The sequence below is a fragment of the Nostoc foliaceum FACHB-393 genome (assembly GCF_014698505.1).
GTDB classification, from domain to species: domain Bacteria; phylum Cyanobacteriota; class Cyanobacteriia; order Cyanobacteriales; family Nostocaceae; genus Nostoc; species Nostoc foliaceum_A.
The window spans coordinates 1-14,392 of the sequence record NZ_JACJTD010000109.1 but is presented as its reverse complement, the minus strand read 5'-3'; the positions used below and the strand labels follow the sequence as shown (position 1 = coordinate 14,392).

The following is a 14,392-nucleotide window of genomic DNA, read 5'->3' as shown; positions in this document are numbered from 1 at the left end:
AGCGGTCAAATGCTTGGATGGAAAGATGCAAAATCCTCGTCAAGAACTTTGAGAGAACTTTAGCGAATGCGACTGCCAAGGTTAATCTTTGTTTTATTCGGTTGATGGTTAAGAGGCTTGCTGCACCCTCTTAGATGTCAAATGGGTTCTATATAACTTGGGTCAAATTCCGCAGTGTAGATATCTGAAATAGCTTTGCTCCTACCTTGTTGATAAGATACTCCTTGGGTCTGTACAAAGTAGGAATTTGTAATTTCCCTATTCAAAATCGGTTGCCAACCTTCTGCGACAGATTCTGTGACAACTACACTATTACCATCTGGGTTAAAGCAGCAAATAACGACGCGATCAGTTTGTAGAAAATGTCGTACTTCAGCAACGGTTGTATTTAAAATTTTATCCAAGTCCAAAGACTGGCGGATGTGTTGAGCGATCGCAAAAACCATGCGTTCTTGTTCTGCCTGCTGTTGCAGTACCAGTTCTGCCTGTTTACGGACTGTGATATCTGTAAATGATGCGACCACTGCATAAGGTTTTGATTCATCTGGTTTAAACAATGGTTGAGAATTAATGGAAATCCAGGATAGGCGACTATTAGGTTTGTGAACTCCCATGATCGTGTTAAATTGCGGTTTTCCAGTGCGTAAGGTGACAATAGCAGGATGGGCCTCGCCTGGAAAAGAAGTACCATCTTCGTGAATAGCTTGCCATCGCGGATCGATGGAAGTTCGCCCCATCATTTGGTCAACTGTTAACCCCAAAATTCTTTCAGCACTGTCGTTACAGGCGGTAATTCGTCCATCAGCTTGCTGTAAGACAATACCTTCTGCCATCGCTGTAATTACAGAACGATAGCGTTCCTCACTTTCTCGCAGAGCTTCTTCCATCCGCTTGCGTTCAGTAATATCAGTATGAGTCCCCAGCATCCGTAAAGGACGACCATCATCTGTACGAGTAAAAATTTGTCCCCGATCTAGAATCCACTTGTAGCTTCCATCTTTGCAACTGACCCGATGTTCACTGACATACTGTTGAATTTCACCACGAAAATGCTTGTTAATCTCCTCATATACTAATGCTTTATCATCTGAGTGAACTCGCTGATCCCATTCAGCGAGGGTATTACCAATCTCATGGTCTGCAAACCCTAACATTTCTTTCCATCGCCGGGAGAAAAATACTTCGTTAGTTTCAGCATTCCAGTCCCAAAGGCCATCACCATTTCCCTCTAAGGCATATTGCCATCGCTCTTCACTAGCTTTGAGCGCAGCTTCGATTTGTTTACGCTCTGTGATGTCTTCAAAAATGTATAATCTGCCAAAATATTTATCTTCACTATCTCGAATTTGGCTAGAGAAACGGCGAATCGCACGCCCATCTATAAATGCAATTTCATCCTCAACTATGAAACAATTTTCTTGAGACTGCAATGGTTTACACGATTCAACAAAGGTTGGCAAGTCTGCAATTAAAGGTATACAGTCAGGAATAATATCATTGTTTTTCATAGTACCCAGCCGCATCTGGGCTTCCAAATGTTCAATACCCCAAATTTCACAAAAGCGGTGGTTGAAATAGAGGATTTCGTCAGTACGATTATCAACAACAAAAAATGCCAGCAAAGAAGTATCTGTCATGGAACGCAGCAAAGCTTCTTGCCAGCGCAACTCGTTTTCTATATGTTGGCGTTCTTGTAAAGCAATTTGCTGTTGGGTGATATCCTTTTCATTGACCAAGATCATGGAATCATCAGTTACAGGATCGCGGGTGCATCGTATATCCATCTGATGCCATCGAATTCCCTGGTTTGTAAACACCTGGGTTTCAATACTGAACATTCCACCTAAAATCATTGCCTCAATAGCTTGTTGCCCAATACTCTTGTCAACAAAGTGACTAAAAAACGAGTTACGATGCAAGGTATCCCCATAACAGCTAATGGCTGCGGGGTTTTGCAGCAGCAGTACACCATCCATCGTGTAAAGCGAGATCATCACAGTGGTATGACGTAGTGCCTCAATCGATCTCAATGTTTCTGGATCGATCTGATTGGCAACTTCTGTTGTAGCTTCAACCAACACCGCCATCTGTCCTGTTTTAATTTGAATTCCAGAACACAAACAGCGAACAGAAACAGGTTTTCCTTCTGGGTAAAATGTCCAGTTTTCAGTAATGGTTCCCCCTTGCTGAAAGACTTGCAGATAGTTGTGCAGTCGAATGCGAGTAGACTCAGAAACATCACTGAAGTTGCGATTAAGCAATTCTTCTCGACTCTGAGCATTCCAAATATGAAGTGCTGCCTTGTTCGCCCACCAAATCCGTAAATTATCAATATCGTAAATCCAAATTGGAGTTTGCAATCGCTCAAATGCCATCAAGTCTACAACTGATAGATTCTTTAGCAATGCTGTTTCCGTTGCAATGCATTCTTTATAATTTTTGTACAGAGTTTTTCTGATTGATCTTAACTTCAACTTTGGTTGAACTACCTGCTTTTTCAAGATTTGACACTGTTGTAATTGCCCAAGTGCAATCCCTAGTTCTACTGCTACCAGTTGAAGATACTCAATTTCTAAATAACTCCACTTGCGTGAACTACTACACTGGTGAACAATCAGTAAGCCCCATAGTTGAGGATTGGAACTTGAAGCTTCATCTATTTTTTGATTATTTACTAAAATTGGTACTACTAAATTAGCTTTAATCTGCAAGCCAGTTAATAGTTTTTTGTAACAAGGGTCAAGCGGTTTAGCGTGAATGCCTTCAATAATACCAACCTGCCCCTGCCGATATTCCTCTACCCATTTAGCATTAAAGCAAGGGTCATAAATTAATTGTCCTAAAATTGGTTTCCATGCAAAGCTTACAGACTCTTCGGCTATCACTCCATCTCCATCAGGTAAAAAACGATAGATAATAGCGCGATCGCTTTGTAAGGTTTTTCTAACTTCACTGACAATGACCTTAATAATTTCACTCACTTCAGATAACTGGTGAATTTGTACCGCCAGCATCTTAATTTGATTAAGGATTTCCTTGAAAATAATTTCAAAAGCTGAAAAATTATTAAGTAACATGGTAGTAACAGAGTAATAAAGCTATGCAAATGTATTTTAACTATTCCTGAAAACTGTCTTAACCTGTTACTAGCATTACAGAATGCCCAAATCTGAAGTTAATTTTAGCTAACTTTTCGCAGTTAACTAAAGCTTGAGAATCAAGTTATTTAATTAAAGTTTCAACTTTAATTTTAGTGCTGCAAACTCTAATTTTCTTATGCAATTCACTATTTACGTAATTTTTAATTGCGATTTTGTGTATAGTCCCAATTTAGCAGTTTAGCAATCTGGGCAGGAAGGTTAACTGGATCGAAGGGTTTGAGAATTACACCTGCAATTTGATAATTTCGCAAAAATTGTGAATCTAGCCATCGGACATTAGCACTCAGTAATACAATAGGAATAGTTTGAGTATCTGGATTGTTTCTAAGTTTATTCATCAACTTAAAAGTATCAATTCCACTGATTGAGATATCTAATACAATCGCATCAGGACTATCGCCTACTGCACTTTGCAATCCTTGTAATGGAGAATCAGCAGTTAACACATTCCAGCCAGCTAAATCTTTGAGGCAAAGTTCTACAATTTCCCGCACATTGAGTTCATCATCAATAAGTAATATAGTTTTGGTGGTCATGTTTACCACCTGCAAAACCTCCATTGTAACTACACTCCAGAAAAGTTAAAAATTATTATGTAACGATGACGGATTAATCGACTAAACCAGAACGTAGTGCCAATACTGTAGCCTGGGTGCGATCAGTAACATTGAGCTTGAGGAAAATATGCCGAATGTGTGTCTTGACAGTTCCCACTGTTATAAATAGTTCTTGAGCAATAACAAGATTGCTCTTGCCGTTAACGATCATTTGTAAAATACAAAGTTCTCTTTCAGTTAAAGGATTTTCTGCAATTTGCTTCCATTGTTCGGAAGAAATTGCACGAATCATCACAGTTTGTAAATCCAAATCTACAAAGTCAAACAAATTCTCTTGAATTTTCTTGAAAGCATCACTTTCAGATGTAAATAAAGTAAAAGTTATGGCTTGTTCAGATCCTTTAACTTGGCAAGTGTTCATCTACCTTTCCTGTATATTAAAGATTTTTCTCTATAAACAAAAAAGATAAATTACAAAAATAAAGAACTGATAAAGACCAAGACTTCGTTACAAAGCTTAAAAATTAGTTGTCCCAACTCAGTATGTCTGCAATTTGCTCGCAAATGGAAGTGGGTTCAAACGGTTTGGTAATAACTCCGGCAATTCCCATCTGAGCGAAACGGGCGCGATCGCTTGGTTGGACTTTCGCTGTTAAGAAAATTACTGGAATAGCTTCGGTTGCTGAATTTGCCTGAAGTTCTTCATATACTGCAAAACCGTTCATGTCAGGCATAGACACATCCAGCAAAATAGCATCAATATTAGATTCTGCCTGGGCGATGTTTAATCCTTCCTGCCCAGATGCAGCTGTCAGGGTGTCCCATCCACCCAAGTCTTCTAAACAAGCTTGCACTAATTCACGGATTCGTTCTTCATCATCCACAATTAAAAATCTTTTAGTCATTAGCCATTAGTCATTTGTAATTTGTCATTGGGCATTGGGCATGGGGCATGGGGCATTGGTTATTTCCCCTCTGCTCCCCTGCCCCTCTACCTAATTTCTCGGTATTGGCAAGGTAAAGAAAAATGTGCTGCCGACACCCACAGTACTTTGTGCCCAAATTTGCCCACCGTGCTGTTCAATAATACTACGACAGATTGCCAATCCCAAACCCGTGCCGCCTTTAGTGCGAGAATCAGAAGCATCTACTTGCTGAAATCTGCCAAAAATAGCTTCTAACTTCTCTGCTGGAATCCCTCGTCCTCGATCTATTATCTGAAACAGTACATAATCTGCTTGTTGTTGGACATTCAGGGTAATAGTAGAATTAGTGGACGAGAATTTAAGTGCATTACCTAATAGATTGGTGAGTGTTTGAATAATGCCATCAGCATCTGCCCAAACTTGAGCATTGGTAGGATGTATATTAAAGGTAATATTTTGCTGCTTGGCGATCGCTTGCAATCCTGCTACTGCTTGCTCAATCAAATCAGCTGCTTGGCAGGTTGTTTTTTCTAGGGCAGCCCGACCCGATTCTAAGCGTTCTAAATTGAGAATATCATTGACTAGGCGCACTAGGCGATCGCTATCGATGGCTGCAATTTCAATCATCCGCTTGAATTTGTCTGGTTTTTTATCATAGATACCAGTTTGTAGTAAGCCCATAGCCGCCCGAATTGCGGTTAAAGGAGTGCGAAGTTCGTGACTGACGATACCGATAAACTCACTCTTTATCTGCTCAATCTGTTGTTGTTCAGTGATGTCTTCGGCAATTCCAGCAATCCGCACTATTTCCCCAACTTCATTTTTGATCGGGAAAGCGCGATCGCGAATCCAACGAATTGAACCATCAGGACGGATGATCCGATATTTTTTATCGTATTGCGATGTTTTTAGCTGTTCAACAAGTTCAAATTCGACGCGAGAGCGATCTTCTGGGTGAATTGCATCTAACCAATTTGAATAGTTGTGATACAAGTTTTCACAACTCCTTTGCCAGATTGCTTCGTAGGCTTTGCTTACATAAAGAACTTGCAGATTATGAATATCAGTCATCCAAAATACTGCTTGGATGTTTTCCGCCAACTGGCGAAACTTTTCTTCGCTTTGGCGTAAAGCGTCTTTAATGCGTTTGCGTTCAGTAATATCTTGCTGAACCGCCACTAGAACATCGCCGTAATCGGGATGCCTGAATACAGAAGTCGTCGCACTACACCAAAATGGAGTCCCATCTTTTTTGACATTATGGACTTCATAGGTGGATTCACCCTTTTGTAAAACAGCAGACCGAATAGCTTGATTTACATCTTCAGCAGTTACCGATTCATTCTCATAATTTACAATCGAAACATGCTGACCGTTGAGTTCACCAGAGTCATAGCCAAACATCTGTTCAAATTTCGGATTGGCATAGACAATGACTGCATTATCGGCTCTCACCAAGCAAATGCCTTCCGCCATGTTGCGGGTGATTACAGCCTGAAGCTCGAGCATTTGTTCTGCCTGTTTGAGTCTAGTCAAATCGCGCAGACTAACAATAACGCCAGAAATGGTTTCGTCTAATTCACGGTAAGGTGTATAAGTAACGCTCAAAAATTGCGGTACTAAATTGGGATAGTCAAACCATTTTTCATCCTGTATTGTCTCCCCAGCTAAACATCTATCTAACCGAGACTGGATGAAGTTATCAAATAAATTTTCACCCAAAACATTCCTCACTGAATGTCCTAGAACTTCGGTATCAGGTTTGTTGCACCAGTCCAGGTAAGCTTGATTAACGATTTGATAAATATAATTACGATTCAGCAGTGCGATACCATCTTTAGTACTAGAGACGATGCGCTCATATTGGCGCATAACTGCTTCGATACGTTTGCGTTCGCTGATATCTAACAATACACCGAGCGATCGTAGAGGTTGCCCAGATTCATCGTAAATTGCTCTTGCGCGTCCCATCAACCAATGCACTGAACCATCTGAATAAATTACTCGATACTCGGTTGTGTAATCAGTGCGGTTTTCGATAGATTCCAAAAACTTTTGTTCCACCCAACCAACATCTTCAGGATGAATTGCATTGCGCCAAACCTCATAGCTTGGCTCAATTGAATACGGGACTAAACCCAGTAAGGTGAAGTGATTATCGTTCCAGACTATATCTTTGCTGGGCAAGTGCAAATCCCAAAAGGCGGTATGGGTCAAATCTAGAGCCAGTCGTCGGCTTTCCTCACTGTTGATGAGGGCAAATTCTGCTTGTTTACGCTCGGTGATGTCAAACAAGGTTGAGCGACTCATAACAAAGTTGCCTGTTTCATCTTTGATTGCAGTACCATTCAAGCTTACCCATCGGATTGTGCCATCTTTGCTGACAATTTTAAGCTCCAGATTATTAACCCAACCCTGTTGTTTAAACTTAGGAAAGTTCTCCTGAAAAACTTGTTTCCCCTCAGAGGTGGTAACATCTAAAAACTTCTTGTGAAAGATTTCATCACGGGTATATCCTAGCCAGTTGAGTTCTGTATCGTTAATCCGAATGAAATTCCCATCTCCATCTAGGGAGTGATAACCACAAGGTGCATTGTTGTATAAATCCTCAACTTCATGTACATAATGCTGTAAAGCGGCTTCTACTTGTTTCCGCTCGGTAATGTCATTGTTGATTTCTAGGATCTTAATCGGTATACCAGCATTGTCTTTTTGTAACGCCCAACGGCTAGCTACAGTAATAGGTCGAGCGTCCCGGCTGAAATGGATAAGTTCTCCTTCCCAGTAACCCTTATCTAATAGTTCTGCTTCAATCTCTGCTATGGGTTGAGGAAATTCAGTTTTCAAAAGAATATAATAAATTTGCCCAAAAGCCTCGGCTTTCGTCCAGCCATACATATACTCGGCTCCTTCATTCCAGAAAGAAATCGTCCCGTTTAAGTCGCGGGTAATGATTGTGTCGTGTGCCAGATCCAGTAGTTGCGCTTGTTCTAAAAGTATGACTTGGGTTTGTTGTTGCTGGATCACCGTTTCTATCAGGCGATCGTTGGTCTTTGTTAGTTGTACAGTACGCTCGGCTACCCGTTGCTCAAGTTCGGCATTCAGTTGTTGCAGGGCAATTTGCACCTGTTTGCGTTGTGTAATATCGTCACCAAAAATTATAATGCCGCCAATCTTACCGATAGCAGTATGCCAGGGATGAATTTCCCAGCATATCCACTGCTGGGTTCCATCTAAGCGCACAAATAAATCTTCATCACATTTTTCGCTCGCCCCAGCCAAACACCGTTGATGGATCTGTCGCCATCGCTCTGTGATTTCCGGAAAAATCTCGTAGTGCGATCGCCCGATTAGCGATTCAACCGAATCGAGATGATGGTCGTCCACCCATCTTTGACTTGCTATCAAATAGCGCATATCGCGATCAAACATCGCAATACCAGCAGGTGCATACTGGGCAAATAAGCGTAAGGTTGCTTCACTTTCTTGCAAACTTTTTTCTGCTTGCTTACGTTCCATTAGTTTAGTCTGAACTTGTTCAAACAAAGCTGCTTGCTGGATAGCAATGCTCACCTGCGCTCCTAACTGCCCCAGCAGTTCAATTTCTCTTGATTGCCATTCACGAGGACCTGCACACTGATGAGCCGCCAGTAATCCCCATAATTCATCTCCTAAAAAAACGGGAACCACCAGATTTGCCCTGACTTGGAGACTTGCCAGAAATTCAATATGGCAGGGACTAATCCCAGCAGTATAAATATCAGATTTCGCGGTGACTAAGCCTTGTTTAAAGGGTTCAACGTTCTCTTCACCAATGCAAGGGTCGTAAATCTGGAGTGGTAAAATAGCCATCCATTCAGATGCAACAGACTCGACAACAACCGTTCCACCCCAACCCGGAGAAAATTGAAAGATGGTGACGCGATCGCACCCCAAAAACTGCCGGACTTCATCGACAGTATTTTGCAGAATATCTTGTAAATTGAGCGATCGTCGGATGCGCTGGGTCATCTCCATCACTAAGCGCTGTTGCTCAAATTGCTGTTCTAGCTTTCCTTGTGCTTGTTTGCGCTCGTCAATTGCTATGACAGTTCCCGTCATCCGCACAGGCTGGCCTGCTTCATTATAAAATGCCTGTCCCCGTCCTTCTAGCCAGTGAATGCTACCATCTGCCCAAATAATCCGATATTCATGTTGGTAGATGCTGTGAGTTTGCAGTGCCTGTTGTACTGCCTGGTTAAGGGAAAAGCGCTCATCAGGATGCAGATAGGCTGCAAAAGTTTCGTATTTACCATCAAAAGTACCAACAGTCAAGCCAAATAACTGTTCCTGCTCTGGCGACCATTTGAGTTCTCCTGTGCCAATATTCCAATCCCACATTCCCATTTGCGCTGCCGAAAGAGCCATCCGCAGTTGCTCGGCATTTTCCTGAAGCAATTTCTGGTTAAGTTGTTTAATCTTTTGTCTGCTGTGCAGAAGATTACTAGTGATTATGTTAATTGTCAAAGCAACTAACAAAAAAACACCTAGCCGCAAGAATTTTTCTGGTTGCTCGATCCAAAATTGATATCGCGGAGGGATAAATAAATAATTAATTGCCAGTGTCGAAAGGATTACTGTAACAATCCCTGGTCGAAAGCCACCATACCAGGTACTTATAATAATAGCAATGTAAAAAAATGCACCAATAGTTCGAGATATAAGTGGTTCTAGCCAGAGTGAGAGCAGCAGGGCGCTCGCAGTTGAGCTAACAGCAACACCATAGTCTAATAATCGCGGATAAAGTCTCATAATTCTTTCCTAACCTAACCCTAGCCCTAGCTTTGTTATTGCTAAGACTTACGCAAACAATAGCCGAAAAGAAAGATTTTTCGGTAGGGGCAATTCATGAATTGCCCCTACCGCTTGTACTTTTGCGTAAGTCCTAATTACATCAGTTTTGGACTGTAACGCAAGCGCGTTCTTTCAATCCGGCTCAGTACCCGTGTAACAAGTTCCGGGCCTAGCACTGGCTTGGTGATAAAATCATCCGCTCCGGCAGCAAAGGCTTGTTGAAGGGATTCTGCATCAGTATGGGCTGTTACTACTAAAACTGGCAAATCCCCCCACTGGGAATCCTGACGCACGATTTGACACAATTCTAAGCCATTAACTATTGGCATCTCTAAATCTAGCACTACCAAGTCTGGAGATGTTGTAATCAGCACCTCCCAAAATCGCTGTGGTTCTGCCAAAGTTGTTACTTCTATCCCCCAAGGAGTTAGTAATACCGATAATCCAGCCAGCATTACAGGGTCATCATCTACGATTAATAGCTTGGCTTCTGAAGTTTTCGGTTTAGTTAAGATACGATCAATCGCCTGAAAAATCTGCTCGGTTGTTGCAGGCTTATGCAAAAATTGTCTAGCTCCTAAACGCGATACCGCCAGTCGATCTGCCAAGGTATCCCGTCCTGTAAAGACGATTACTGGGATATTTGGCGATCGCTGTACTATCTCGCTCAATAATATTAATCCATCTTCCTCTATTGTCGGAAAACTCAAATCCAGTAAAACTACGTCAGGAGTCCTTAAAGCAAGACGCGATCTCGCTGTTGCCAAGTTTGGTGCAACTTTCATCCTGATTCCCCATGAGTCGGCTTCTGCCTGCAACTGCTCCGTCAGCGTCGCATCATCATCGATTACCAACAGGCGATATGTTTGGTTCATCGGGACGCTTTGAGCGGTAGAAGTGACAGCAGGCTTGGTTAACTCTTGCTGTAAAGCTATTAGCAGTTGCGAGAAATCAGAGATTCGATCTGGAGATAGTGAGGAATTGTCAAGCAGCAAATGCTCTATTTTCCGTGCTAGCCGGGAACCTTCTGGATAACCAAACGACCCCATCGAGCCTGCTAGCTTATGGGCTTCTTGCAATGCTTGCCCCTGTAACTCTTCATTTAAATTCCCTGCCAAGAGTACAGTTTTTGCCTGCTCCAGCACTACAACTTGTTGAGCAAACGAATTACGGAATCGCTCTAGCACCCGATTTACAGAAGTCATATTCACGGGGCCTGTTTTTTTCTTCCCATCTTGATTTGTTTCCACAACAGAAATGGAGCGATTAGGTGCAGGCTTGATGCGATAGCCCATACCATATACCGTTTCTAAAATTTCTTCTGCCAGACCTGCTGTTTTCAGCTTTTTTCGCAAGTCTTTAATATGAGTTGTAACTGCACTTTCAGTCGGTGCATCCCCAAATCCCCAAAGCCGATCTAGAATCACTGCACGACTAAAAATCCGATCTGGGTTTTCCAAAAACAACTCCAGCAGTTTGTATTCTGTTGCTGTGAGGGGAATTTCTTGCTGATTACAAGTTACTCTGCCGGCAGTTGGATCTAAACAGAGATTTCCCCAGATTAACGTGGATGATAAGATTGCCCCATTGCGTCGTAATAAAGAGCGAATTCTTGCTAGTAATGCTTCTGGGTCGAAGGGTTTGATGACGTAATCATCTGCTCCGGCATCTAACCCCGCCACAATATCTGCATTAGAATTTTTCCCTGTTAACAACAGAATAGATTTACGGTAGCCTTGCGATCGCAGTTGCCGACATAAGCTAATGCCATCTAGTTTTGGAATTAGCCAGTCCAGCAAAATCAACTCATATTCAGCCGATATCGCTAGTTCTAATCCAGTTTGTCCGTTACTTGCTATGTCGATAGTGTAACCATTTGCAGTCAACAACTCTGTTAATGCCGTACTCAGTAATACGTCATCCTCTACCAATAAAATTTTCATAAGTTGTATCAAAAGAAGATGCTTATGACACCTTCGCGATCGCAGCGCACATAATCTGTATGGTCAAGCTACTGTATAATTTTAATATATCAGTACAAAGCTTAAAACAAGTTAATTCAAATGTTTCAGTATGATATAATTTTTACAATTTTTGATAAAAAGTAATATTTACTTTTACTTTGGTTGTAAAACAATTATCTAATTATTTTTTCTGTAAAAACCTAGAATCCTCATCAAATCTTTAGATTTAAAGATTATTTTGTTGAAAGTCTCAATTTTAATCTAGAAATTATGCAATACATCTACTATTGCACCCGCAAGCTTAAAGGGATTGGATGATTCATACTTGATTCAGCAACGCCCCATGATTTTTATCAAACAGAATTCAAGAGTCAGGAGCCAGAATTCAGAATTGAATTCTGAACGAAAAAGTGGATGAATAAACGGGTTTAAAACCCCAGACGCTCCTGCGTCGCTAACGCTGCGCTATCGTCTGCACGGTGTCTACATTGGTTGGGGTCTGAATCCCCAACGAACATTGATTCTGACTCGAATGGCACTAAGTTAAGCTGAAGGGTAGGCGGAGTAAGGATTGCAGGGGAACATGGGTGCAGAGGGGCAGAGGAGAATTTCTGTTGCTTCTGTCCGTATGCTTCTTCCTTCTTCTTTCTCCCCTGCTCCTCTGCACCCCTGCTGCCTCAACGATTTTCCCTTTTCTTAGTGCCATTCGATTCTGACTCCTGAATTCTGACTTCTGAATTCTTCTTCAACTTTTTATCTTAGTATTTTATTACAAATAATTTCGGATTGCTACATTTTATTTGCTGTTTAATAAAAATCGAGTTTTAAAATGCAACCATCAGACACACTCAATATTACAGAATTTACTACTTCAGAAACGATTGATTTAACCAACTGCGATCGCGAACCGATTCATATACCCGGTTTAATTCAACCACATGGGGTGTTGCTGACATTAAGTGAACCAAAACTTGAGATTTTACAAGTAAGTGAGAATGTAGATCGAGTGTTAGGCATTACCGTTGAAGAACTCCTTGGACAACAGCTTAGTCGGCTATGCTCTAAAACCAAAGTTAAAGAAATTTCTCAATATCTGAAATACAATAACTTGGAAGTATTTAGCCCGTTGGAATTGAAAATTCACAGCATCCTGGCATCCTCAAGTAACCAAAAATCACACGTTCAAAACTTCCGAGGTATTTTGCACCGCAGTGATGGAGTGTTAGTAATGGAGTTAGAACCCAGTAAAGTCACTAAAAGTCAGCAACATCTGAAGTTTTATTATCTGTTGAAAGAAGCGATCGCGAAAATTCGCCAGACCGAAACCTTTAATGATTTGGTTGTAACTTTAGTAAAACAAGTCAGACAACTAACTGGGTTCGATCGGGTAATGGTTTACCAGTTTGCTACTGACAACAGTGGAGTTGTGGTTGCAGAAGACAAAGCCGAACATTTAGAGAGTTATCTGGACTTGCATTATCCAGCTTCCGACATTCCCCAACAAGCCCGCCAACTCTATTACGAAAATTGGTTGCGACTGATTCCGAATGTTAACTATCAACCAGCGCGGCTCATTCCCACTGCTCATCCCATTAGCGGAAGACCGCTTAATTTGGGTAGTGCCAATTTACGGAGTGTGTCACCTTTACATGTGGAATATCTGCAAAACATGGGCATTACAGCTTCCATGTCAATTTCCTTGATTAACGAAAAACGACTCTGGGGATTGATTGCTTGCCACCATTACACTCCCAACTATGTTGATTATGAAACGCGCAAAGCTTGTGAATTTCTAGGACAGTTTGCCTCGGTGCAATTGATTTATCAACAAGAATACGAGATGAATCAATATCGCTTACAGGTGAAATCGCTTCAGGAACAATTGCGACAGACTTTTTTCCAAGAATTCAGCTTTATTGAAGCAGTGTTACGGCGTAATCAGGTTGAGTTATTAAATTTGGTTCGCGCACAGGGAGCCGCACTCATCTTAGATAATGAAGTTTCGCTGCTTGGTCAAACCCCATCCTCAAATGAAGTTCAGGCATTGATGACTTGGCTGTTGCAGCAAGAACGTCAAGGATTGTTTGTGACTGATTCCCTTGCCAAAGTTTATCCGCAGGCGAAGCTATTTACAGCCGTTGGCAGTGGGATTTTAGCAATTTCGATTGTTTTGCGCCAAAAGTCTTATCATATTGTTTGGTTTAGGCCAGAGCAAATTCAGATAGTTAACTGGGCAGGCGATCCGAATAAACCTGTTTCTCTCGGCACTGATGGAGAACCACGCCTCACACCGCGTAAATCCTTTGAACTCTGGAAACAAACAGTTGAAGAAACATCCCTGCCTTGGCAAGCAGCAGAGATTGATGCAGCTTGGGAAATGCGAAACACGCTGATGCTGGCAGTACTGGAGTTTTCGCAACTTGCCCTAGAACTAGCCGCAGAAAGAGCTACGGTCGCTAATCTTGCCAAAAGCCAGTTTCTCGCCAAGATGAGCCACGAGTTGCGTACCCCGTTAAATGCGATTCTGGGATTTACGCAATTAATGACACGGGATCTTGATACACCAAGCGAATCTCGGGAGAATCTCAGCATCATCAGCCGTAGTGGAGAACATCTGCTGACACTAATCAATGATGTTTTAGAGATGTCTAGGATTGAAGCGGGGCAACTGGTACTAACCGAAAGCCACTTTAATTTACATGGGCTGCTTCGTTCTATTAACGATATGTTTACCTTGAAAGCGTCTGAGAAAGGATTAAATCTTAAAAGCGAGTGGGATGCTACCGTCCCCCGTTATGTGTGCGGTGATCAAGCAAAACTTCGCCGGGAGCATCTCAGTTTTTCAAGTGGCTCAAACCGACAATAATCCATTGAGGTAAGCACAGCGATGGGCAAGGACTTGAGGCACATTTTCTCGTTTCCATTGTGCCCCGGAAATTTTTGTTCTGCGG

At 41.8% G+C, this 14,392-nt stretch carries 7 protein-coding genes; 1 reads left to right on the top strand and 6 read right to left on the bottom strand.

All coding sequences use genetic code 11. The annotated features are described in order from the left end of the window. Window positions 1–137: 137 nt before the first annotated feature. From H6G92_RS36340 to H6G92_RS36315, 6 genes are all read right to left on the bottom strand, one after another. Window positions 138–3,077 (bottom strand): PAS domain S-box protein, encoded by a 2,940-nt coding sequence (locus tag H6G92_RS36340; RefSeq protein WP_190901424.1) that lies wholly within the window; start codon window positions 3,075–3,077, stop codon window positions 138–140. Window positions 3,078–3,301: 224 nt separating this feature from the next. Continuing rightward, complete coding sequence (locus H6G92_RS36335) at window positions 3,302–3,697, bottom strand: response regulator (protein ID WP_199345126.1); 396 nt, start codon at window positions 3,695–3,697, stop codon at window positions 3,302–3,304. A 73-nt stretch (window positions 3,698–3,770) separates the two neighbouring features. After that, window positions 3,771–4,139, bottom strand: coding sequence for a response regulator transcription factor (locus H6G92_RS36330; RefSeq protein WP_190901422.1), 369 nt, complete (start codon window positions 4,137–4,139; stop codon window positions 3,771–3,773). Between the two features lie 103 nt (window positions 4,140–4,242). After that, window positions 4,243–4,623 carry a response regulator gene (locus H6G92_RS36325; protein WP_190901421.1) on the bottom strand — a complete coding sequence of 127 codons (381 nt, stop codon included), beginning with the start codon at window positions 4,621–4,623 and terminating at the stop codon, window positions 4,243–4,245. A 90-nt stretch (window positions 4,624–4,713) separates the two neighbouring features. Continuing rightward, on the bottom strand, window positions 4,714–9,435 hold the full coding sequence (locus tag H6G92_RS36320) for a PAS domain S-box protein (RefSeq protein WP_190901420.1): 4,722 nt from the start codon (window positions 9,433–9,435) through the stop codon (window positions 4,714–4,716). A gap of 137 nt (window positions 9,436–9,572) precedes the next feature. After that, on the bottom strand, window positions 9,573–11,420 hold the full coding sequence (locus H6G92_RS36315; protein WP_190901419.1) for a response regulator: 1,848 nt from the start codon (window positions 11,418–11,420) through the stop codon (window positions 9,573–9,575). 850 nt (window positions 11,421–12,270) lie between these two features. On the opposite strand from H6G92_RS36315, the gene H6G92_RS36310 reads away from it, so the two are divergent. Continuing rightward, on the top strand, window positions 12,271–14,307 hold the full coding sequence (locus H6G92_RS36310) for a histidine kinase dimerization/phospho-acceptor domain-containing protein (RefSeq protein ID WP_190901418.1): 2,037 nt from the start codon (window positions 12,271–12,273) through the stop codon (window positions 14,305–14,307). Window positions 14,308–14,392 lie beyond the last annotated feature (85 nt).